Below are 22,838 nucleotides of genomic sequence, written 5' to 3' on the forward strand. Positions count from 1 at the left end.
GATGATTCGCGGGAGGGTATTATGAAAGCTGCCGAGATAGAGTCCGTTCTGGAAGCCGCCGAAGCTGATGGCCTGCTTTCACCCGAGATCGAATTCGGTGCCGCATTCCGGGCCGCCGGGCGCCATCGTCGTCCCATGACAGAGGAATCTCTCCGAAATGTCGCCTCGGCCTACGCCTCGGCAGGACTGCTGGGCGCATCGCAGATCGCAACCGCCGAAATGCTGGAACGGCTTGGCGATGCGCCACGCAATGCAGAGCTTGCGGAAGCCATAGCCTCCGGTCTCCCACAAGACATTCTCGAGGAAGCGCTACGCCAGCCTGACGGGTTTTCGCGCACAGCCGACGCCCTGCGAATTGCAGCCGCCAACGTTCAGCCACCCCCCACCGCTGTTTTCAGTGCTAATTCCGCCAATTCCGAGTTTGATCCTCTCCTTCTTGCCGCACTGAAGGAAGGCGCGGAGATATTCCTGGCTCAAGAGGATGTCGCCCCTGCCAGACAAGCCTCTCGTTTGCTCGATGTCTCGCTGGCGATTAGCCCGGACGGCCTCGAATCTGATCTGCTTTGCACCGTTGCGGAAGCTGCAGGCAGATCTCTGGGGGACGGTGTTCTGCTGATTAACGGCCTTGGCGCGGCTGTACTTTCGCTCGGGCTACCATATGACAGCGACGAGGGACGAGCAGTGGCGGCGGCCTTGTGCGCCGTAGTGAAGTCTTTTGCGACGGGCGCATCACTTTCAGCAGCGCATGCCGGTGTGCTGGGCCTGGAAGCGCGTCGCGCATCATCGCGCAAATCATGCAACGTCGCCATACTGCCCATATCTGACTTCGCCGATCTGATGCCAGACTGCGAAAGCGAAGGGGCTGCGCCTGTTTGCACCGTGCTGACCTATTCAGATGAAGGGCCAACACTTGCCCGCTGCGCCCGTCTCGCTATTTCCCGTACCGCACCGGAAAGCCTACCGACAATTCTTGAACGTGTTGCCAATTGTGGCGGTGAAGATCTTGAAGCAGCGTTGGGAGCCGATCGGCTTAAGGATCGCGGCTTTTCCGATGCGGCGCTAGACCGAGTGTCCCGCGCTCTGAGCGATGGTCTTCCCCTCAACGCAGCTTTCTCTCGCTGGGTGCTGGGAGATGAGATTATCAGCGATGATCTGAAACTGGCTCCCGAGAAATTCGATTCCGATGGTCTGGCCCTGCTTTCTGCGATGGGGTTCTCGCGCAAGGACATCGCGAAAGCCGAAGCGGCTGTGGATGGAACGGCAGAAGACATCGCAGCGGCAGAGTTTCGCCAATGTGGTCTTGAGCTACATGTCAGCGCAGAAGCAGAGCTGGCCTTCGCATCCGCCTGTGCAGAAGCGCTTGGCGGCAACACGGCTATTCGCGTCACCGGTCGCAACGGACTAGACATGGCTGACGCGGCCATCGCAGCTGGCCTATCCACCTTGCTGGTTGGAATACGAGCCCCCGCCAACGACGATGTCGCAGATCGCATGGAACAGATTCTTGCACTCGCAGACGAGCTCGCCATAGAATCTGACGCATCTTTTGCGGCTGACGAAAACACCAGCGTTTCAGACGGCCACGGGCAGAGCGCTCGAACGCGCCTGCCAGATCGTCGCAAAGGTTATATCCAGAAAGCATCTGTCGGCGGCCACAAGGTCTATCTCCACACAGGAGAATTCGAAGATGGCGCGCTGGGTGAGATCTTCATCGACATGCACAAGGAAGGCGCAGCGTTTCGCAGTCTCATGAACAATTTTGCCATCGCCACGTCCATTGGCCTCCAATATGGCGTGCCGCTGGAAGAGTTCGTTGATGCCTTTGTCTTCACACGCTTCGAGCCGGCTGGCGCCGTGACCGGCAACGACCGAATCACAAAGGCGACGTCCATCCTCGACTACATATTCCGGGAGCTTGCCGTGTCCTATCTGGGCCGCGACGACCTCGCAGAAGTGGATGTGACTCATGACGGCCTTGGCCGCGGCGCTGGCGATGCCACACGTGAACCGGCAGAATTCACGGAAGAAGCCGCTCAGTTGATCTCCCGCGGATTTTCCAGAGGCCAGTTGCCAGACAACATCGTCATCTTCGACAAGAAACGCGAAGAAAAACAAGCTGAAGAAGACACGGAAACCGAAGCACTCAACGCCCCAGATTATCTCAGCGAAGCCTGCCCAAATTGCGGCAGCTTCACGCTGTTTCAGATCAGCGAAGATGGTGAGGCAGAGTGCGATACTTGCGGACAGGAATTGCAGGACTTCACTGAAGTCCCCTCCTGATCAGGCCTTGCCAGTAGGCCGAAGCCCAGCTCCAAAGAGGTTGCTTGACGATGCAATCGGAGCGTTCCGAGGCATGGCGAATTTGCAACACTTGTGACGTTTTGGTGAGTCCTTACTGTTTGTTCAGTTTGGAGCAACAAAATCAGGCGTTATCCATAAGTTATGACACGTTTGGCTTACGCAATTCTTGGCGCTTCGGCCTTTTCTCTTGCCGCGTTACCCGCGATGGCACAAAGCCAGCCCGTGGCCTGGTCTCCCGGCTATGTGGGGGCATGCGGTGAATGTGACCTGTCTGGCAAGAATCTGACTGGCTGGACGCTGACCGGTGGCAACTATTCCAAGGCCCGCCTGGACTATGCCTTCATGCGGGGTGTCCAAGCTGGCGGAGCCAATTTTGAGAATGCAGAAGCCAATAGCGCCGATATGCGCGGCGCCATCCTGACATCTGCCCGCTTTTCCGGCGCTACGCTATCTGGCGCCCGCCTTCAGGGCATACAGGCAAGCGGCGCAGATTTTCGCAGCACAAAAGCACAGGGCAGCAATTTGCAGGGCGCCCTGCTCGTGGGCGCCAATTTTGCCTCGGCCGATCTGACAGGTTCGTTCATGGAGGCGGCCGACCTTTCTGGCGCGAACCTGACAGGCGGATGGCTGAACGAAGCCATCCTTTCAGGAGCGGTGTTCAATGGCGCGAACATGACCGGCGCGAATTTAAGGAGGGCGCAGGTCGCAAACGCATCCTTCCGGGATGTCCGCTTCATCGATGCTGACCTTTCTGAACTTGAGGGTAGCGAACTCGCAGATTTTGATGGGGCTTGCGCGTCTTTGAGCACGATCTTGCCGGACAGCCTGAACCTCCCGCTTTGCGACGTAACGACTACAGTTGCCAGCAACTGAGCCAATTTTCGAATAGCCCAAAACGAAAAAGGCGGAGAGCTGGGCCCTCCGCCTTTTCTTTCGCTAATATCCTTTAGTGCGTCAGGATTTGACCTGCGGCGCCAGCCGGATGTTCAGTTCTTTGAGCTGTTTGTCGTCAACTGGGCTCGGTGCCTGCATCATCAGGTCGCGCGCCTGCTGGTTCATCGGGAACAGCGTAACGTCGCGGATATTCTCGGCATCGGCGAGCAGCATCACGATTCTGTCCACGCCCGGTGCGATTCCACCGTGTGGAGGCGCGCCATAACGGAACGCGTTGAGCATGCCGCCAAACTCTGCCTCGACGACATCCGGACCATACCCAGCCAGCTCAAATGCCTTCAGCATCAGTTCCGGACTATGGTTCCGGATCGCACCGGATGATAGCTCCACGCCGTTACACACGATGTCGTACTGATAAGCCTTCAGGTCGAGCTGCTTTTCTTCCGTATCGGCTTCCAACAAGGCGTCCATCCCACCTTGAGGCATTGAGAACGGGTTGTGGCTGAAATCGACTTTCTTGTTGTCTTCGTCATATTCGTACATCGGGAAGTCAACGATCCAGCAGAGGCGGAATACCCCCTCTTCGATCAAGCCAAGTTCCTCACCAACCTTCGTGCGCGCGGCGCCGGCGAGCTTGTAAGCCTCGCCCTTCTTCCCAGCTGAGAAGAAGATGCCGTCGCCTGCAGAGAGACCAAGCTTCTCAAGCAGAGTTGCCAGAAGCGCAGGTTCGAAATTCTTCAGGACCGGATCCTGGCTATCGACCCCGCCGCCATCAGCTTCCTTGAGGCGCGCATAACCGAGGCCTGGTGCCTGCATTTCCTTCTTCGCCCATTTGTCGAGCTCATCGAAGAATTTACGCGACTTTTCGGCTGCTGCTTTCGGAGCCGGAATGGCAATAACGCGGCCACCGCCAGCGATGATCTTGGCGAAGATGCCAAATCCGGTCTTGCTGTCGTCTTCGAAAAATTCGGATACATCAGCCAGTTCGATCGGGTTGCGCAGATCCGGCTTGTCGGAGCCATACTTCGCCATTGCTTCGGCATATGGAATGCGCGGAAACGCGCCTTCCGGCACGGTGCGGCCCTTGCCTTCCCAATCCGCAAACTCGCTGAACACGCCCGCCATGACAGGTTCAATGGCGCTGAACACGTCTTCCTGGGTCACGAAGCTCATTTCAATATCAAGCTGGTAGAACTCACCCGGCGACCGGTCTGCGCGGGCATCCTCGTCACGGAAACATGGCGCAATCTGGAAGTAGCGGTCAAAGCCGGACACCATCAGCAACTGCTTGAACTGCTGTGGCGCTTGCGGCAGCGCGTAGAACTCACCTGGATGCAGGCGGCTCGGCACCAGGAAGTCACGAGCGCCTTCCGGGCTGGAGGCGGTCAAAATCGGGGTCTGGTACTCGGTGAAGCCCTGTTCGATCATACGGCGGCGCAAGCTGGCGATCACCTGGCTACGCAGCACCATATTCTTGTGGAGTGTTTCCCGGCGAAGATCCAGATAACGGTGCTTCAGGCGAATATCTTCCGGATATTCCGGCTCGCCAAACACTGGCAGCGGCAGCTCAGCCGCCTCTGACTGAACGCTGACTTCGCCAGCCACGACTTCGATCTCGCCTGTGGCCAGGTTCGGGTTCACGAGGCTCTCATCGCGCGCGACGACCTTGCCTTCCAGCGTGATTACGCTTTCTGCGCGAAGGCGCTCGACCGTGCCAAATCCGGGGGAGCCGGGATTGAACACGACTTGGGTCAGGCCGTAATGATCCCGCAGGTCGATGAACATCACCCCGCCATGATCGCGGCGGCGGTGCAGCCAGCCTGACAGTTTTACGGTTTCACCGACATGGGATTTGCGAAGTTCCCCGCAGGTGTGGGTGCGATAGGCGTGCATCGGAAACTCTCTCCGGAAATACGGTCCAACAGAAATAAAGCGCGAAAGGCACGGAACCTCTCGCAATTGTCAAGGCGATGCGATACGCAAGCGCGCGATGACTGACAACACCCTGACTCCCATTACTGAGCAGTCGGCACTGGAAGACCTGTGCGGAAAGCTCGCTGAATCCGACTTTATCTGCGTCGATACCGAGTTTCATCGGGAAACGACCTATTGGCCGGAGCTCTGCCTCGTCCAGGCCTCTGCGCCCGGCGTGGAAGGCCTGATCGACCCGCTGGCAGAGGATCTGGACATCGGCCCGTTCCTCGACCTGATCGCCGCAGACAATCGCGTGAAAGTATTCCACGCGGCCCGTCAGGACCTCGAAATCTTCAATCGCCTGATTGGACATCCGCCCGGCCCGATCTTCGATACGCAGGTCGCAGCGATGGCTCTCGGCCTCGGTGATTCGATCTCTTATGACAATCTGGTGCAGCGCGTGCTGAAGCGCCAGATCGACAAATCGAGCCAGTTCACCGACTGGACCCGCCGCCCGCTCAGCCAGAAACAATTGGTCTACGCGCTCGGCGATGTCACGCATTTGAGAGACGCCTACCTCAAGATGCGGGACGAGTTGGAAAACCTTGGCCGTCTCTGTTGGGTCCGCGAGGAAATGGCCGACTTGGAAGACCCGGCGAAATATGACACGGACCCCGCCAATGCCTGGCAGCGACTTAAACTGCGCAAGCCGAAGAAAGACTATGCTGCCATTGTGGTTGCTGTTGCCGCATGGCGCGAAACGCTGGCCCAGGAGCTCGACAAACCACGTCGCCGCATTCTGAAAGACGATGCAATCCAGGAGATTGCGAGCCAGAAACCGCGCTCAGAGCAGGATTTCGGTCAGCTGCGCGCCGTGCCGAACGGCTTTATCCGATCAAAGTATGGTCAGGGCCTCGCTGAAGCCGTCGCGGACGCGATTGATAATCCAGAGAAGTATGCTCCGGAACTCGGCCCGCGCGTTCAAAACGCGCAAATCCCAGCGGGCGCACCGGAATTGCTGAAAGTACTACTCAAGCATGTCAGCGAAGAAAATGACGTGGTCCCCCGCCTGATCGCGAATGCGGCCGACATTGACCGGATCGCACGCGGCGAAACCGGCGATGAGATCGCCGCCATGACCGGGTGGCGCTACGACATGTTCGGTCGCAAGGCTCAGGCATTGCTGAACGGCAAACTTGCCGTGTCATTCGAAGGAGGTCAGGTCCGCTTGTTCGACGTCTGATACAGCGGCGACAATTAGCGGATCACGACTTCAGATTTCAGCCTCACTTGGCTCGCAGTCTGGGAGAGGCGTCGCTCGACCGTATCCGACACCATAGCCGAATCCGATCTGGACACCCTCAATTGCAATGTCTCTGCTGTGCGAACGAGCTGTGCCCGCTTCAGGATCGGGCCTGACCGGCCAGAGAATACAGCACCGAGCCGCATCGCACTGCCGATTTGACGGGCACGCTCATCCTGCTCCGGTGTGGTCAGTGTCGTATACTCGTCCGGCCGCTTGAAGTCTTTCTGGTAGCGGCACCCGACGGCATATGCGATCAATGCCCGCTCGCGATGCGCCACAGCCGTGTATGGCGCGCGCAAGGCCTGATCATAGGCCATTATGGCCCGGTGGTCCGGATGGAACCTGCCTGCACTGTCAGACATCATGCAGGCCGCCCGCTCAATCCGCTGGTCGGCGGCCGGAGAACCGAACAGGTCCGGTTCAGGCGCAAGCGCCGGCGCAATGAAGTCGTGCAGTGCTTCGCCGAAGAGAATCTGGTTGCGATCGAGTCGTGCGAAGGCGATCGCACCATCCAGCAAGGGATCATTGTCTGACGCCCCCAACTCATTGCGCAGCACACCCTCGCGCAGACCGCTGGATGATATTGTCATACCATCCAGTTCGCTCATCTCCAGGACTTCTTGCGCGAGAATGGCAGCAATTGGCAGATGGCGGGCTCGCTTCTTGTCAACGGCTTCGAGGGTAAGGCGCGCTGTTGAATTGGTCAGGCTGTCGAAACAGACCTTAGCTGCACGGTCAATCTGCGCCTTGGTCATCTGATAACCCTGCAAAACCTGCAGCGAATACCCCTCCAGATGCATGTTCAACTTGGCAAGCGTCCGCCATGCTCCGCCCACCGCATAAAAACGCCCTTCAGCCTTGGCAAGGACAGCAGATGTCTTCAGTTCTGTCCGGATCGTCTTGCGTAGGGATTTGAGGTCAATGTCGCCATTCACCAGCGACAACGGTCCGAGCATCAGGCTTTCACCGCCACCTGCTTTCGGTCCGATCTGCTTGAACTCGAGACTGGAGCCACCAAGATCTCCGATCATCCCATGTGGCTCATGAAAGCTTGCCTCGACCCCCACTGCCGACAACCGGGCCTCATCCTCGCCTGAGAGGACCAGGATTTTCCGCCCCAGCGCATTTGATGCCTGGCTAATGAATTCGGCACCATTGTCCGCTGATCGGACCGCCGCGGTTGCAACGGCCGTAAAACTCTTCAGATTCAACGCCTTCAGGATCGCTCGATACCGACCGAGCGCCTTTAGCGCAGCCTCAACGCCCGAAGGCGACAACTGCCCGGTCGTCATCAGCCCTGCACCCAATCCGGCCATGACCTTTTCATTGAAGGTCGGCAGGATCGACGCGCCGAGCACATTGTAGATCACCAGACGAACCGAGTTGGACCCGATGTCGATGATGGCTGCGCGCTCTGTTTTTGGTAGCGTCACCCCGAGACACCCTCTCGCGGTTTCAGCCGTGGGGGAAGACTGACTTCCAAGGAACTGCCACGCCCTGAAAGGCTCGGATTATCCATGAAATAGGTATGTGCAGAGAAAGGTTTTGCAGTCTCAGCCACGTCCATCCGCTCATACGAGCCATCTTCTCTCATGATCCATGTCTGCTGTTCATCGTTCAGGTTTGCCACCATGATCTGATTCAACACCTGACGATGCACAGTCGGATTCTCAACCGGCACGAGTGCCTCGACCCGACGGTTCAGGTTCCGCGGCATCCAGTCGGCAGATGAAATGAACACCTTTGCCTTCGGCGACGGAAGTGTCTGGCCGTTCGCGAAACAGACGATCCGCGAGTGCTCAAGAAAACGCCCGACAATGCTCTTTACCGAGATATTGTCTGACAGTCCCGGCACACCTGGCCGTAAACAGCAAATCCCTCTCACAACCAGGATGATCGGCACGCCTGCCTGGCTCGCTTCATAAAGGGCATCAATAACCTCGCCATCGACCAGTGAGTTCATCTTGGCCCAGATGCCGCACGGCGCTCCCTTGCGCGCCGCATCGGCTTCGGCTTCGATCATGTCAATCAATTGTTGCTTCATGTCCAATGGCGACATGGACAGCTTTTCCATCACTGGTCCGACTTTGGGTGGCTCACGGTACGCTGTGACGAAATTGAACAGACGATTTGCATCTCGCCCAAGTGACGCATCCGCGGTGAACAAGGATAAGTCCGTATAGATACGGGCATTGATCGGATGATAATTTCCGGTACCGAAATGCGTGTAGGTGCGCAACTCGTCGCCTTCCCGGCGCACGACCAGAGACACTTTGGCGTGGGTCTTGTATTCGATAAACCCATAGACGACCTGAACGCCGGCCCGTTCAAGATCGCGCGCCAGACGCAAATTGGCTTCTTCATCAAAGCGGGCCTTGATCTCAACCAACGCCGTGACGTTCTTTCCGGCCTCTGCCGCCTCGACCAGCGCCGCGACGATCTGCGAGTTCGCTGTCGTGCGGTACAAGGTCTGTTTGATCGCCACCACTTGCGGATCGGCTGCCGCCTGACGCACGAACTCAACGACAACATCGAACGTTTCGAAAGGGTGGTGCACCAAGATATCCTTGGCCCGAATAGCCGCAAAGCAATCGCCCCCCATTTCGCGAATGCGTTCTGGATAGCGCGCTTCATAGGATGGGAATTGCAGGTCCGGACGATCCTTTACAATGAGTTCCGACAATTGGGCCATTCCCAATATGCCGTCATACAGAACGATGTCGTCTTCTTCTGCGCCAATTTCATGCGTGATCAATTTGCGTAGATCTTCGGGCGCGCTTGACTGCATCCGGATACGGACGATCCGGCCTCGGCGGCGTTGCTTCAGCAGAACTTCGAACTCGCGGATCAGATCTTCTGCTTCTTCCTCAATCTCGATATCGCTATCGCGAATCACCCGGAATAGACAGCGATCCTTTTCCTCAAAGCCAGGAAACAAATCATCGATGAACATGCCTATGACGTCTTCAAGGGCAATGAACCGGAGATTGCCCTTGGTGCCGTTTGGCAAACGAATGAAGCGGCGTACGAATGCCGGCAATGGGATGATGCCGACATGATCATCGCCACTGTCTTTTGAAATCAGATTGATCGCGACCGAAAATCCCAAATTGGGAATGAATGGAAATGGGTGCGCCGGGTCCACCGCCAGAGGCGTAAGCACCGGGAAAATGTTTGACCGAAAATACTTGTCCAGCTCACCGCGATCACGCTTGTTGAGGTCCTTCACGCCCAACACGTCTATGCCTTCGGCGTGAAGCTCCTGTTTCAGGCTGCGCCAGCGTTCCTGCTGCTCGGCGATCAGGTTCAGGGACGCCGCCTCAATCTTCTCCACTTGCTCCGCCGGGGTCAGGCCGTCCTGGCTGGATTTCACGATGCCTGCTCGCACCTGCTCGCGCAGGCCCGCATAGCGAACCATTTCGAACTCATCGAGATTGCTGGCGGAAATCGACAGGAAACGCAGCCGCTCCAACAGCGGATGGTCCATATTCGAAGATTCCTCGAGGACACGCTGATTGAACTCGAGCCACGACAATTCCCGATTCAGGAAGCGGTCTGGCGAGGCCATCAGCTGTTCTACTGTTCCAGTTTGTCCATCGGCCATCGTGCCTGCTCCGCGTGTTTAGTCGTCCTCAAATGCCGCGGAATCCGGATTGGCCCATCCGAGTTCCTCCACGACATCCCGCGCCAGAGGCACACTGGGTGCCCGGCCGGTTTCGGTCACCTTATCACTTAATTTCTCAATAAATATTTCGATAGCCGTATAAGATAGCTCCAATCTCGGAACTACATATTTAATGAGATCAGGTTCCAGCTTCAGGAAAAAACGCGCCGCCGTAGATTCAAGGCGCGCTTTCAGCATTTCCTCATCCGGCTCCCGAATTTCGACGACCGGCAGAGCCATGAAACGCGATTTCAGATCAGCGGAAGATGTCTGCCACTGACTTGGATGCCGCTTTGAGGTGAGCAACACGCGCCCGCCCCCCGCTGCGGCTGAATCGATCAATGTGAGCAGGTTTTCGCTTTTCTTTACGAGATCGGCGTCATCGACGACCGCGGCTGTCGTTGCCAACGCTGACAGGCCGGGTGTTTTCAAACGCGAGAACTCTTTTGCTGCATAGAAGCTGCCATCGAACTCACGACACCAGGCTTTGGCCAGAACGGACAAGCCACTGCGCGGCGGCCCCAACAGGCAAATGACCGGAAATGGCCAAGCTTGCGGCGTGCGCAGGACAGCCATTGCGCTTTCATTCGCCTCTGTGACGAGCAGCGCATCAAGCGTGGGTTCTTTTGCAGGAAAGCCTAGGCTGAGCTGGCTTGGCCGGGACGGCCCCTTGGTATTATCCGCGCTCACGGTTCCCCCGATGGAGACACAGCCGATCGGACGATCCAGCCCATTTCATTCTCGGACAGGGACACCCCACGCTGTAGCAGATCGTTCTGCAATCGTGGCGGATCCCCCGCATAGGAAAACGCAACCAGTGCACCATCGCGCGCGATGGCCTCAATCCGGAATTCCGAGATCAATGGCGAACGCGCCAAAGCGCCACGCAGCGTGTTCCATTCTGCCAGCGACGTGTAGCGAACGCTCGCGGTTGCTGGGGTGCGCTCTCCTGAGCGGATAACCGAAACTTCCTTCCAGTTCTCGTCCAGCAGCGCCACCATGCGGTCAACCGCAACCTCCAGCGACGACGCATAGGGCGTCGTGCCGACACGTTCCGTTCCCGCCGCAGTGACTGTGGACACGGTCACCTGCCAGGCCCCATCCACACCCGATAATTCTGCCAGAATACCCCGACGCGCGCCAAGAGCGCCCGCTTCCGGAGAAAGTTCAAGCCAGTCGCTGTATGCGCTGTAACCGGGGCTGTTGGCCGTCACGAAGGGGGAGAGTGTTTCGTCGCGCCCGGTACCGAGCGCTTCGCGCCACGCTGCATCCAGCCCAGCAGATCCAGCAAGCGGCACCAGCAATCCCTTCGGCGCCTGTGTGTCGACATATGGCACTGACAGGCCATCAAGATGAGCCCGTACCATGCGCGGATTGTAGACGACGGCCAGTGTGCCTTTATAGCGCCCGGCACCCGCAGTCTCTTCCTGGACATCCACGGCAGCCGACAGGCGATCTGCCAGCGCTGCATCCACAACAAGGCCGCCCGATTGCAGCCGATCCTCTGCCAGCGTAATCCGGTCAATCAGCACGCGGGCGCCCTGAACCCGCGCTGACGCCATGGCCAGTTCACGTGCTTCGATGAGCGAACCCGCCGTCTCATCCACTTCGATATTCGAGACGGTGTATACGTCCCGCGTATCCGCAAAGGCGCTTGCTCCCATCGCGACGAGAGCAAAAAGGGACGCGAAAAGGATACGAATCATGGTCGACGGCCTCCGTTTGAACCTGTTGTAGCAAGCCAATGCGACAGCCGAAACCGCAAGCGGCACTGGCAGAGACGTTTTCCCCATGCTAACGCGCGAGTCATCATGAGCGATACATCCAAAACTCCCCTTTCCTACCGTGATGCCGGTGTCGACATTGAGGCAGGAGAAAGGCTGGTCGAGGCCATAGGCCCGCTGGCAAAAGCCACAGCCCGTGCGGGCGTGATGGGCGGCCTCGGCGGCTTCGGCGCGCTGTTTGACCTGAAAGCGTCTGGCTATGAGGATCCGGTCCTCGTTTCCGGCACCGATGGCGTGGGCACAAAACTGATGCTGGCTTTTGAGACCGGCATTCACAACACGGTCGGCATAGACCTCGTCGCCATGTGCGCCAACGATGTGCTCGCCCAGGGCGCGGAGCCCCTGTTTTTCTTGGACTATTTTGCAACCGGAAAGCTCGAAGCCGGCATCGCCGAAGCCGTCATTTCCGGCATTGCCGAAGGCTGCCGCCAGTCTGGCTGCGCGCTGGTGGGCGGGGAGACCGCCGAAATGCCGGGCATGTACCCGCCCGGTCACTATGATCTTGCAGGCTTTGTGGTCGGCGCTGTGGACCGGGCAAAGGTTCTTCCCCGCATGAGCGACATGGCCGAGGGCGATGTGCTGATCGGCATCGCCTCATCCGGCCCGCATTCCAATGGCTATTCCCTGATCCGTCGCATCGTCGAGCGGGAAAGCTTGTCTTACGAATCCCCCTCTCCGTTCTCCGACGGGACGCTTGGCGAAGCCCTGCTCACACCGACGCGGCTTTACTCACAAGCCGCCCTGCCCCTCATAAAAGGCGACTTGATCAAAGGCCTCGCTCATATCACCGGTGGCGGCATTACCGAGAACACCCCGCGCATGTGCCCGGACCATCTCGCCCCCCGCATTGACCGGTCGGCCTGGGCGCCGAGCCCGGTCTTCCAATGGCTTCAGGAAGCTGGCGGCGTAGAGCTGGACGAGATGCACCGTACCTTCAATATGGGCATCGGCATGATCTTCGCGGTCGCCCCGGACATGGCAGAGATCGCCATGAACCAGCTCCGCGTGGTGGGTGAACAGCCGGTTATCCTCGGGGATCTCGTCCCCGCATGACGCGCCTGAAGCTCGCGATCCTGATTTCCGGCCGGGGCTCTAACATGAAAGCCCTGCTGGAAGCCGCGCGCGATCCGTCTTTTCCGGCCAAACCAGTCCTGGTCCTGTCGAACAGGCCGGATGCGAAGGGGCTGGAAACAGCCGCCGACGAGGGAATCCCAACCGCTGCGATTGATCACAAAACCTTCGGCAAGGACCGCGAAGCGTTCGAGCGGGCTATGAATGAACACCTTGAAACGGCCGGCGTAGAAATCATCGCGCTGGCCGGCTTCATGCGCGTCCTGACACCCTGGTTCGTAAACACGTGGGAAGGTCGGATGATCAATATCCACCCCTCCCTCCTGCCGAAATATAAAGGTCTCGACACGCATCAACGCGCGATAGATGCGGGCGATGCCGAGGCTGGCTGTACCGTCCATTGGGTCAGCCCGGGCGTCGATGATGGAGAGATCATCCAGCAAGCGTCTGTCCCCATCCTGCCGGGCGACACAGCTGACGCACTGGCAAACCGCATCCTTCCGGTTGAACATGCACTGTATCCCGAAGCGCTCGCGAAGGCCTGCGAATCCATAAAGGCGCGGGCCTAGCCCAGCCCCTTTCGCCCTCCCAGCCCCGGCGGCAATGCCAACCGAATTCGTCGGATAGCTCATTCCCATAGGCTGGAAGGACGATGCCGTCCTTCTCCCTCTTCCAGCCCCTGCCGGGCCTGCCGCTCTATCTTTGGCCAGTCTGGCCTCTGATCTACTGGCGCATACTGCGCCTGAAGGCGTGGTTTCGAGCGAACGGCCGCCCAGGCTCAAAAATGCTCTGGGGCGTGACGCGGGATGGGCGCATCGTGGTCAATCTGCTGTCGGATGATCTGTCGGGCCGAACGCCGCCTCGTTCGGGGTTCGATTTCGAACCCTCGCGCCATTTTCGTGAGGCGGCCTATAGTGAAGTCAGGGTCCTCATTCCCGATGCGACTCGCCAGCAAAAGCTGGGATCTCTTGGCATCGCGTCCGAACGTGGCGCACAAGAAAATGACTTTCACCGGGAATACGGCAACTCTCCCCTGCTCCCCCTCCCGGACACCTGACCTTCCCATGAAAATGCAGTCAAATTCACCCGGATGGCAACGCCAGTCCGGCCGCTCGTGCTGCGGCAAAGAAAAAGGCCGCACCTTCCGGCACGGCCTCTCTAAATCTTAGCTGCCCGAAGGCAGAGGCCTTAGCCAGCAATGTCGGCTTCAGAGAAGAACTGCGCGATTTCGATCGCAGCATTCTCTTCAGAATCAGAACCGTGAACGGAGTTTTCGCCAATGGATTTTGCGTACAGCTTGCGGATCGTGCCGTCAGCGGCTTCAGCAGGGTTCGTTGCACCCATCACTTCGCGATACTTGGCAACAGCGTTTTCGCCTTCCAGAACCTGAACAACCACCGGGCCGGAGGTCATGAACTCGACCAGCTCGCCGTAGAAAGGACGCTCAGCGTGAACTGCGTAGAAGCGCTTTGCCTGATCTTCGGTCATCTGGATGCGGCGCTGGCCGATGATGCGCAGGCCGGCCTGCTCGATAACGGCATTGACGGCGCCGGTCAGGTTACGCTCGGTCGCGTCTGGTTTGATGATGGAAAAAGTACGCTGAACAGCCATGATGACATCCTGCTTGTAAGGGAAAAGGGGTTCTCGCGCGGCCTATAGCGGCGCTGGCCCCGCGGGGCAAGCTTGGATGGCGGCTCTTGTACAGACGCCTGCGTGAGCCTAACAGGCTCGCCGAAACGAAATTCAGGAATCACCCATGAGTGCACTGCCGCCCTGCCCGAACTGCAACTCCGAATACACCTATGAAGACGGGGCGCTGTTGATCTGTCCGGAGTGCGGCCACGAATGGAGCGCCACAACCAGTGAAGACGGAAACGCAAGCATCATCCGCGATTCGAACGGCAACCCGCTCGCCGATGGCGATACCGTCGTTGTGATCAAGGATCTGAAGATCAAGGGATCCTCCTCGGTCGTGAAACGCGGCACCAAGGTCAAGAACATCCGCCTCGTCGACGGCGATCACGACATTGACTGCCGGATCGACGGCATCGGCCAGATGGGCCTGAAATCGGAATTCGTGAAGAAGGCGTGAGGCCTACTTCCCTGCCTCTTTCCAGCCGCCACCCGGCGTCTGCTGAAAATAGCGCGTCACCAGCCCCGCATCCTTGGCGGCCTTGAACTGCTGGCGCGCCAGATTGCGCGTATCGGTGTCGCCATCATCAAACATGACCATACAACGGGTGTAAGGCGCATCGACCGGTGCCTTGGTCCCATCCATGAGGAACAGGGCCTCGGCCCGGTTCTGATTGTCCGACTTGCTGGTCAGAAGGATTGGCTGGCGTGCTGGATCCAGCCCCGGCGCTTCGGCCTGCCCATGCGGAAGAAAGGTTTTCTCATCAAAGGTCCACAGGATGGAATCCAGCGCAGCCAGTCTATCCGCACTCGGGCTGACTGCCAGCACACGCCAGCCGACATCCAGACATTTCTGCATCAGCGGCGCCGCGGCCTGCTCCAGCGTGGTGCGGGAGAGATGGTAGAACCACCATTCCGGCTTTGGCGCCTCTGACATGAATTAGTTCTCGTAATTGTCGGCGATCCAGCGGTCCAGCAGACGCGGACCGAAGCCGGATGCCCAGCTAACATCATGCGCAGCCTTTTCGCCTTCGACCCAGGCCACACCGGCAATATCGATGTGCGCCCACTTCACGCCGTCCTTCACGAAGCGCTTCAGGAAATGTGCCGCGGTAATCGAGCCAGCGGCACGGCCACCGATATTACGCATGTCGGCGAATTTCGACTTGAGAAGTGAATCGTATTCAGGACCGAGCGGCAGGCGCCACACGCGCTCGCCTTCCGTCAGGCCAGCTTGTGTCAATTCCCCAGCGATGTCGTCGCTCTCGGTGAACAGGCCCGCATGATGATGGCCGAGCGAGATGACAATCGCCCCGGTCAGCGTAGCGAGGTCGACCATCGCTTTCGGTTTGAAATGCTCTTGCGCGTACCAGAGCACGTCACACAGGACGAGCCGACCTTCGGCATCTGTATTCTGAACTTCAATCGTCTGACCAGACGCAGATTTCAGGATGTCACCTGGACGGATCGCATTGCCGTCCGGCATGTTCTCGACGAGGCCGACAAGACCAATGACGTTGACCTTGGCTTTGCGTTCGGCCAGCGCGCGGATCGTTCCGGTCACTGCCGCTGCGCCGCCCATATCGCCGCGCATATCTTCCATTCCGGCGCCCGGCTTGAGCGAAATTCCGCCTGTATCAAAGCAGACACCCTTGCCGATCAGGATGACCGGATCATCCCCTTCGGCGCCGCCCATCCACTTCATGACGCCCAGCTGGCTTTCCTTCACGCTGCCCTGACCTACGCCGAGCATGGAGTTCATACCAAGCTTGGCCAGTTGCTCCTCGCCCAGAACCTCGACCTCGACGCCGTACTGGCTGAGTTCGCGGCATTTCTCTGCGAAGCTGGCCGGGTAAAGGTCATTTGGTGGCATATTCACCAGATCACGGGCCAGGAACGTTCCATCTGCCCCTGCCGAAAGCGGCAGGAACGCCGCTTCAGCCGCAGATACATCGTCAACAACAAACGTAACGGTGTCGAGGCTCGGCTTCTGCTCTTCCTTCAGCTTCGTGAAATACGTGTCGAACCGATAGGATGCGAGCTTGGCACCCAGCGCCATTCGCGCGGCGTCTTCGGCAGAACCAGCATGAATGGCCAGAGATTTGAAACCGCTGCCTGAGTGGGTTTTGTAGAGGTTTGCACCGAGCCCCTCGAGAACGCGGGCATCGCGCTTGTCCGGCTTGCCACCCCCGATCAGTACGGCCCGGCGGGATTCGTTGCCTTTTGGCAAAACGATAAGCGCCTGCTGGTCTTTCTTACCGGTAAAACGGCCACCCTGCACCGCTTCGGACAATAGGCCGTCTGCCGCTTCATCAAAAGCTGCGGCGGCGGTGGAAAGGTCGCCATCTTCATCTACCAGAAAGGCAACAATGTTGGCCTTCGCGCTATCAGCAAAAGTGATTTTCATGTGAGGATTCTCCATTTGCAGCGGAAACTAAACGTCGACGCGCGTTGCGCAACTCGTTAGCTAGGGAAATATCACCCCTTTCTGAAGGATTCTGCGAAAAGCCCGCCGCTCGCCTTATGACCAAGATCCAGACATACCTCTTTTTCGAAGTGCTGCGAGCTGTGGTTATCATCATCGGCGGACTGGCGATGCTCGCCTTGCTGGCTCAGGGGCTTTCCCGCACTGACCTGATCCTTGAAAACCGGCAGTCGGCTCTGACATATTTCTATATTGTCATGCTTGGCGCGCCACAGATCATCGCCCTGTTGACGCCTCTGGCCCTGTTCGTGGCCAGCGTCTGGTCGCTGAACCGGATCCACAAGGACAGTGAGATTGTCGTCGCTCAGGCTGCAGGAATGACGCGCTGGCAGGTTGCCTCGCCCATACTCCGACTGGCTGTACTCTGCGTTGTCGCGCATCTCACCGTGAACCTCTGGATCCAGCCGATGGCTCAGCGGGCCATGCGAGAAACCGTCGCTGAAGCGCGTGCTGATCTGGCCGCTGCACTGATCCGCCCCGGACAATTCACCTCCAATGGAGAACGGCTCACGTTTTATGCGCGGGAGCAGTCAGGCGGCGAACTGCGCGGCGTTCTGATTTCCGACATGACCGATCCGGAAAACCCGACAGACATTCTCGCCCGAAGCGCCGCGCTGATCGAGTACGAAGGCAGCCCTACCCTCCTGCTGAGGGATGCCATCAGCCAGCAACTCGACGCCAACAATCAATTGTCCATTCTTGAATTCGAACAGTACCCCTTCGATTTGACGGAATTCATGAAAGAGGATTCAGACCTCGTCCTGAAAGCCTCCGACAAATATTTGCACGAGCTGTTTTTCGTAGACCGCACGAACTATTTTGAACTCAAGGAAGCTGACGCCCTCCTGGCTGAAGCCCATAGTCGTCTGACAACGCCACTCTTGAACATAGTGATGTCTCTGCTGGCCATATATGCTGTGCTGGGCGGGGATTTCAGCCGCAAGGGATACAGCAAGCGTATTGGATGGGCGACTGGAGGCGCGATCGGAGTATTGATTGTTCAGCTTGTCCTGCAGTCCGCCGCCGCCAATGACCCGCCGCTGAATGCATTGCAATGGCTTGCCCCACTCGGCGTGATTGGCTTGCTCAGCTACATCTACTTCGCGAGAGGTCGCCATCTCGGCAAGATTGAGCGCCCGCCGCTGGAACTGTTCCGCAATCCGACGGGAGCTGCCAGCTGATGCCGCTGTTTTCGAAGATCCAGAGATATATTCTCAAGGAATGCCTGATGGGTCTCGCGCTCGTTCTGGGTATCCTTTTACTTGCGATCCTCATGATCGACGTGGTCGAGCAGCTGCGAACGGTTGGTGGCGATGTCCGGTTGAGCATACTCGGCGCCTTCAACCTGTCCTTGATGAAGCTGCCCCAGATTGTGGAGCAGACCCTGCCATTCGCCCTGCTGATCGCTTCCATGATGGCTTTTACCCGCCTCAATCGGCGCTCTGAACTGTCCATCATTCGCGCCAGCGGAATATCAGCTTGGCGATTTCTGACGCCCGTCATGATCCTGGGCATCGCGCTCGGCCTTTTCACCATGATGGTGCTGAACCCTTTCGCGGCGAAGCTTACCGAATCCTTCGAGCAAACTCGCGACCGACTTCTGAACGAAGGCCGACCGACCCTTGCGGTATCTGATACCGGGATCTGGCTACGGCAGGGAGATGAAACCAACCAGATTGTCATCCACGCCCAACGCGTTGCGCAAGGAGGCGTAAATCTTCTGGACGTGAAAATGATTCAGGAAGAACGCCTGTACGCCGACGGTCGCCCGACCAATGATTATGCGTTCGCCCGGCGCATTGATGCCGACAGCGCGGTGCTCAGAGACGGCTTTTGGCAGTTGGAAGGCGTGATCGAGAACGTTCCGAACCAGCCACCTGAGTTCAAGGACAATCTCGCCATACCTACCACGCTGGACGCCACGACCTTGCTGGACAAGTTCGCCTCCCCAAACACGATCGGCTTCTGGCAACTTCCGAAATTCGTTCGCCAGACCCAAGCTGCGGGTTTGGATGCCTCGCGATACAGAATGCGCCTGAACGCCCTGATGGCGCTGCCGGCCTTGTTCGTGTCGATGGCCCTGATCGGCGCTGTGGTATGCCTGCGCCTCCAGCGAATGGGCGGAAATTCACAGCTTCTCGCCATCGGCTCACTGGCGGCTGTGGGTCTCTATTTCTTCACGCAATTCTCCTCCAGCCTTGGTGCAACAGGTGCTGCACCTCCAATCATCGCGGCTTGGAGCCCACCGCTGTTTGTTCTGTTTTGTACTCTCACCTTCATAGCCTATCGGGAAGACGGCTAAGCATAGCCCGGCCTTGACAGGGCCTGTCTCCCGAGCCCATCTCTCGCCGCCTTAAAGAGGTAAGCGCATGAAACTTGTCGTCGTCGAGTCGCCCGCCAAGGCAAAAACCATCAACAAGTATCTGGGGAAGGACTATAAAGTCCTCGCCTCATACGGGCATATTCGTGACCTTCCTTCGAAGAATGGCTCGGTCGATCCCGACAATGATTTTGCGATGGTCTGGGAGGCCGATTCGAAGTCGTCCAAGCGGATTTCCGAGATCGCTGCCGCCCTCAAGGAAGCCGACACGCTTGTACTGGCGACCGACCCTGATCGCGAAGGCGAAGCCATCAGCTGGCATCTCGTCGAGGCCCTGCGCAAGCGCCGCGCCCTGAAAAAGGATACACCGGTCGAACGCGTCGTCTTCAACGCGATCACCAAGAACGCCGTCACCACGGCGATGGAGCACCCTCGCCAGATCGATGGCGAACTGGTCGACGCCTACCTTGCACGCCGAGCCTTGGACTATCTCGTCGGCTTCAACCTGTCGCCGGTGCTTTGGCGCAAACTGCCTGGCAGCCGGTCTGCGGGCCGCGTGCAGTCTGTCGCGCTCCGCATCGTCTGCGACCGCGAGAACGAGATCGAACTCTTCAAGCCACAGGAATACTGGAATGTCGGGGCCAATCTGCGTGCGCCAGATGGAACGGATTTCGAAGCGCGCCTGTACAGCCTCGATGGCGAAACCCTTAAGAAATTCACGCTCGGCAACCAAGGCGACGCGGACAAGGCACTAGAGATCGTGCGGGGTGGCGGATACTCGGTAACTTCTGTCGAAGCCAAGCCCGTCAGGCGAAACCCTCCCCCACCATTCATCACGTCTACCCTGCAGCAGGAAGCCTCCCGCAAGCTGGGCTTCACCGCCAAGCGCACAATGCAGGCGGCTCAGAAACTGTATGAGGAAGGCCGCATAACCTATATGCGGACGGACGGCGTGAACATGGCCGAAGAGGCCTATTCCGCAGCGCGCGCGATGATCCAGTCGAATTACGGCGCCCGATACCTGCCTGAGAAGACGCGCCGTTATTCCTCCAAGGCAAAGAACGCTCAGGAAGCGCACGAGGCCATTCGCCCAACGAATTTCGACCTTCGCCCGGAAGAGTATAAAGGCGATGGCGACCTGAAGAAGTTGTACACGCTGGTCTGGCGCCGCGCCGTCGCTTCGCAGATGGAAGCTGCGCGGTTCGAGCGGACCACAATCGACATGACCTCAAAGGACCAGCGCGCCGTCCTGCGCTCGACCGGTCAGGTCCTGATCTTTGACGGCTTCATCAAGCTCTACACAGAGGGCCGCGATGAGGGTGATGATAATGATGACGATGAAAATCGCCTTCCCAAAATGGACGAAGGCCAGCATGCGGACCTTCTGAAGGCCGAAGCTACGCAGCACTTCACCACGCCGCCACCGCGCTACACCGAAGCGTCACTGGTAAAGAAACTCGAAGAGCTGGGCATCGGTCGCCCGTCAACCTACGCCTCTACCTTGTCGACACTCGAAGACCGCGGCTATGTCCGCCTTGAGAAGAAGCAGCTGATCCCTGAAGACAAGGGCCGCCTTGTCACGGCGTTCCTGGAGAACTTCTTCCAGCGTTATGTCGAGTATGATTTCACCGCCGGTCTGGAAGAGAAGCTCGACATTATCTCCGATGGCAAGCTCGACTGGAAGGCATTCCTGAAAGAGTTCTGGCAACAGTTTACTGCCGACATTGACGAGACAAAGGATCTTCGCGTGTCAGCCGTTCTGGATGTGCTGAACGAAGAACTCGGCGCATATGTGTTCCCGCGCCAGGACGCTGACGGAAACCCGATTGAAAACCCGCGCCAATGCCCCCTATGCAAGGAGGGCGAGCTGTCCATGAAGCTCGGCCGCTATGGTGCGTTCGTCGGATGCTCCCGTCACCCTGAATGCAAATTCACGCGCCAATTCAGCGCAGATGGCGATGCGGCGGCCGCGATCAATCCGGATGGAAACGAACTCGGCCTGCACCCCGAGACGGGTCAGATGATATATCTGAAAAATGGTCGCTTTGGCCCCTATGTCGAGATGGCCACGGACGACAAGCCGAAACGCGCCTCGCTCACGAAAGCCGAAAAGGAAAATCCGCAAGACATCACACTCGACCGCGCCGTCGAATTGCTCCTGTTGCCACGCGAAGTCGGCAAACACCCGGAAGATGGCGAGCCGATCTTGGCGAATTTCGGCCGTTTCGGACCCTATGTTCAGCACGGCAAGACCTACGCCAACCTCAAGGATCCGGGAGATGTTTTCACCATCGGTCTCAATCATGCGGTGACCCTGATCGCGGACAAACGCGCCAAGCAGACGGCTCGCAGCACGGCTCTGAAAACACTCGGCGACCATCCCGATGGGGGCGTGATCGAAATCTTCGAAGGCCGCTACGGGCCGTATGCGAAGCATGGCAAGACCAACGCAACCCTGCCGAAAGACGTAACTCCAGATACGGTCACGCTGGAACAGGCCATCGAACTGATCAACGCCAAGGCGGCCAAGGGCACCAAGAAGAAAGCTCCTGCGAAGAAGAAGGCCCCCGCCAAGAAAAAGGCGCCCGCCAAATCCAAAGCGGCAGCAAAGAAAGACGACTGATCGTCGGGCGTGTGTCTCGGCGGTTCGTCTTTGAACTCTTCGTTAACCAGTGATTAATTGCAGGTATCGTGCACCATGCAGGTTCGCGCCATGTCTACGGTTGAGAAGTTCGCATTTTTGGGGGCGATAACGCTCGCGTCTCTCCTGGTCGTTCAGGAGCTAAACGACGGTTTTGTGCGCGAAACTCCCACCCGGATCGACAGTGAACCAGTTGCCGTCGAGTCTGCTGACGTCGAGACCGCCGAATTTGCGACACTTCTCTCGCTTGCCCCCGTACCCGCACCGTTCGGCTATCTGCCTTCCCTTACCGCATGCAAAGGCATGGCGCCCAGTTTCGGGCCGAATGTCGACGACGAGCTGAATGTCACAGACTTCAAGCCGTTCGTCATGGCCGGCACGGTAAAACTCGCTGCCGCACCAGTTGAGAGCGCATGTTTGTCGTCCAGTTTTGGTCCACGAAACGGATCGCTCCACAAAGGTTTGGACTTCTTCAATCGTGACGCCGTGCCGGTTTATGCTGCCGCTGACGGCGTGGTCCGGCGCCAGCGCTTTCGTAACGATTATGGAAACATGATTGTGATTGATCACGGAAGCGGTGTCTTCACCCGCTACGCCCATCTGGAAGCGTTTGAAAACACACAGGAAGGCGACACCGTAAAGGCTGGCCAACCGCTAGGCCTGATGGGCAACACCGCCGGATACGCCATACCACGGCATTTGCATTATGAGGTCCTGACTGGCGAATGGGGGTTTCAGGCGGGCTCATTCGCGCTTGAACCGGTCGATGTCATGGCGCTTCCCGCAGCATTGGACTAGCGCATACTCCACGCGTCACAGAAAAGCC

At 58.3% G+C, this 22,838-nt stretch carries 19 protein-coding genes; 11 read left to right on the plus strand and 8 right to left on the minus strand.

Features of this window, described 5'->3' with window-relative positions:
* Positions 1-21: 21 nt before the first annotated feature.
* Both HY36_RS10430 and HY36_RS17830 read left to right on the plus strand, forming a co-directional pair.
* Positions 22-2,280 (plus strand): hypothetical protein, encoded by a 2,259-nt coding sequence (locus HY36_RS10430; RefSeq protein WP_035552227.1) that lies wholly within the window; start codon positions 22-24, stop codon positions 2,278-2,280.
* 162 nt (positions 2,281-2,442) lie between these two features.
* Positions 2,443-3,174, plus strand: a complete 732-nt coding sequence (locus HY36_RS17830; RefSeq protein ID WP_051602698.1) for a pentapeptide repeat-containing protein — start codon at positions 2,443-2,445, stop codon at positions 3,172-3,174.
* 81 nt (positions 3,175-3,255) lie between these two features.
* Here the strand turns inward: HY36_RS17830 and aspS are convergent, their stop codons facing one another.
* A complete protein-coding gene (gene aspS / locus HY36_RS10440) occupies positions 3,256-5,088 on the minus strand; it encodes an aspartate--tRNA ligase (protein WP_035552229.1) in 1,833 nt (610 codons plus the stop codon).
* A gap of 97 nt (positions 5,089-5,185) precedes the next feature.
* Between aspS and rnd the strand changes: the two genes are divergently transcribed.
* On the plus strand, positions 5,186-6,352 hold the full coding sequence (rnd, locus tag HY36_RS10445) for a ribonuclease D (RefSeq protein WP_035552232.1): 1,167 nt from the start codon (positions 5,186-5,188) through the stop codon (positions 6,350-6,352).
* 14 nt (positions 6,353-6,366) lie between these two features.
* On the opposite strand, the gene HY36_RS10450 is transcribed toward rnd, so the two are convergent.
* From HY36_RS10450 to HY36_RS10465, 4 genes are read right to left on the minus strand one after another with little or no spacing between them, the layout of a single operon-like run.
* On the minus strand, positions 6,367-7,848 hold the full coding sequence (locus HY36_RS10450; RefSeq protein WP_051602699.1) for a Ppx/GppA family phosphatase: 1,482 nt from the start codon (positions 7,846-7,848) through the stop codon (positions 6,367-6,369).
* Positions 7,845-10,019, minus strand: coding sequence for an RNA degradosome polyphosphate kinase (locus HY36_RS10455; protein ID WP_035552235.1), 2,175 nt, complete (start codon positions 10,017-10,019; stop codon positions 7,845-7,847). Before HY36_RS10455 ends, HY36_RS10450 begins: the two co-directional genes overlap by 4 nt.
* A gap of 18 nt (positions 10,020-10,037) precedes the next feature.
* On the minus strand, positions 10,038-10,769 hold the full coding sequence (locus HY36_RS10460; protein ID WP_035552238.1) for a DnaA ATPase domain-containing protein: 732 nt from the start codon (positions 10,767-10,769) through the stop codon (positions 10,038-10,040).
* Positions 10,766-11,785, minus strand: a complete 1,020-nt coding sequence (locus HY36_RS10465; RefSeq protein ID WP_035552240.1) for a hypothetical protein — start codon at positions 11,783-11,785, stop codon at positions 10,766-10,768. Before HY36_RS10465 ends, HY36_RS10460 begins: the two co-directional genes overlap by 4 nt.
* Positions 11,786-11,890: 105 nt before the next feature.
* Between HY36_RS10465 and purM the strand changes: the two genes are divergently transcribed.
* From purM to HY36_RS10480, 3 genes are all read left to right on the plus strand, one after another.
* The gene (purM, locus tag HY36_RS10470) at positions 11,891-12,916 is read left to right on the plus strand and encodes a phosphoribosylformylglycinamidine cyclo-ligase (RefSeq protein WP_035552242.1); all 1,026 of its coding nucleotides are present in this window, start codon (positions 11,891-11,893) and stop codon (positions 12,914-12,916) included.
* The gene (gene purN, locus HY36_RS10475; RefSeq protein WP_035552245.1) at positions 12,913-13,503 is read left to right on the plus strand and encodes a phosphoribosylglycinamide formyltransferase; all 591 of its coding nucleotides are present in this window, start codon (positions 12,913-12,915) and stop codon (positions 13,501-13,503) included. The genes purM and purN overlap by 4 nt, the downstream gene beginning before the upstream one ends.
* A gap of 83 nt (positions 13,504-13,586) precedes the next feature.
* Positions 13,587-13,991 carry a hypothetical protein gene (locus HY36_RS10480; RefSeq protein WP_035552248.1) on the plus strand — a complete coding sequence of 135 codons (405 nt, stop codon included), beginning with the start codon at positions 13,587-13,589 and terminating at the stop codon, positions 13,989-13,991.
* A 131-nt stretch (positions 13,992-14,122) separates the two neighbouring features.
* On the opposite strand, the gene ndk is transcribed toward HY36_RS10480, so the two are convergent.
* Positions 14,123-14,545 (minus strand): nucleoside-diphosphate kinase, encoded by a 423-nt coding sequence (ndk, locus tag HY36_RS10485; RefSeq protein ID WP_027836247.1) that lies wholly within the window; start codon positions 14,543-14,545, stop codon positions 14,123-14,125.
* A gap of 145 nt (positions 14,546-14,690) precedes the next feature.
* Between ndk and HY36_RS10490 the strand changes: the two genes are divergently transcribed.
* Complete coding sequence (locus tag HY36_RS10490) at positions 14,691-15,026, plus strand: zinc ribbon domain-containing protein YjdM (protein ID WP_035552251.1); 336 nt, start codon at positions 14,691-14,693, stop codon at positions 15,024-15,026.
* 3 nt (positions 15,027-15,029) lie between these two features.
* Here the strand turns inward: HY36_RS10490 and HY36_RS10495 are convergent, their stop codons facing one another.
* Both HY36_RS10495 and HY36_RS10500 read right to left on the minus strand, forming a co-directional pair.
* Positions 15,030-15,503 (minus strand): DNA polymerase III subunit chi, encoded by a 474-nt coding sequence (locus tag HY36_RS10495; protein WP_035552254.1) that lies wholly within the window; start codon positions 15,501-15,503, stop codon positions 15,030-15,032.
* Positions 15,504-15,506: 3 nt separating this feature from the next.
* Positions 15,507-16,973: a leucyl aminopeptidase gene (locus HY36_RS10500; RefSeq protein WP_035552257.1), complete on the minus strand. Its 1,467-nt coding sequence runs from the start codon at positions 16,971-16,973 to the stop codon at positions 15,507-15,509.
* 116 nt (positions 16,974-17,089) lie between these two features.
* Here HY36_RS10500 and HY36_RS10505 point away from each other — a divergent pair, with 116 nt between their 5' ends.
* The 4 genes from HY36_RS10505 to HY36_RS17835 all read left to right on the plus strand — a co-directional run bounded on the left by HY36_RS10505 (position 17,090) and on the right by HY36_RS17835 (position 22,810).
* The gene (locus HY36_RS10505; RefSeq protein ID WP_035552260.1) at positions 17,090-18,232 is read left to right on the plus strand and encodes an LptF/LptG family permease; all 1,143 of its coding nucleotides are present in this window, start codon (positions 17,090-17,092) and stop codon (positions 18,230-18,232) included.
* Positions 18,232-19,353 carry an LPS export ABC transporter permease LptG gene (gene lptG / locus HY36_RS10510; protein WP_035552263.1) on the plus strand — a complete coding sequence of 374 codons (1,122 nt, stop codon included), beginning with the start codon at positions 18,232-18,234 and terminating at the stop codon, positions 19,351-19,353. The genes HY36_RS10505 and lptG overlap by 1 nt, the downstream gene beginning before the upstream one ends.
* A gap of 67 nt (positions 19,354-19,420) precedes the next feature.
* Entirely contained in the window at positions 19,421-21,994 is a 2,574-nt protein-coding gene (gene topA / locus HY36_RS10515; protein WP_035552266.1) for a type I DNA topoisomerase, read from the plus strand.
* Positions 21,995-22,084: 90 nt separating this feature from the next.
* On the plus strand, positions 22,085-22,810 hold the full coding sequence (locus HY36_RS17835; protein WP_162175985.1) for a M23 family metallopeptidase: 726 nt from the start codon (positions 22,085-22,087) through the stop codon (positions 22,808-22,810).
* Positions 22,811-22,838 lie beyond the last annotated feature (28 nt).

It is taken from the genome of Hyphomonas atlantica corrig. (assembly GCF_000682715.1).
In the GTDB taxonomy this organism is placed as follows: domain Bacteria; phylum Pseudomonadota; class Alphaproteobacteria; order Caulobacterales; family Hyphomonadaceae; genus Hyphomonas; species Hyphomonas atlantica.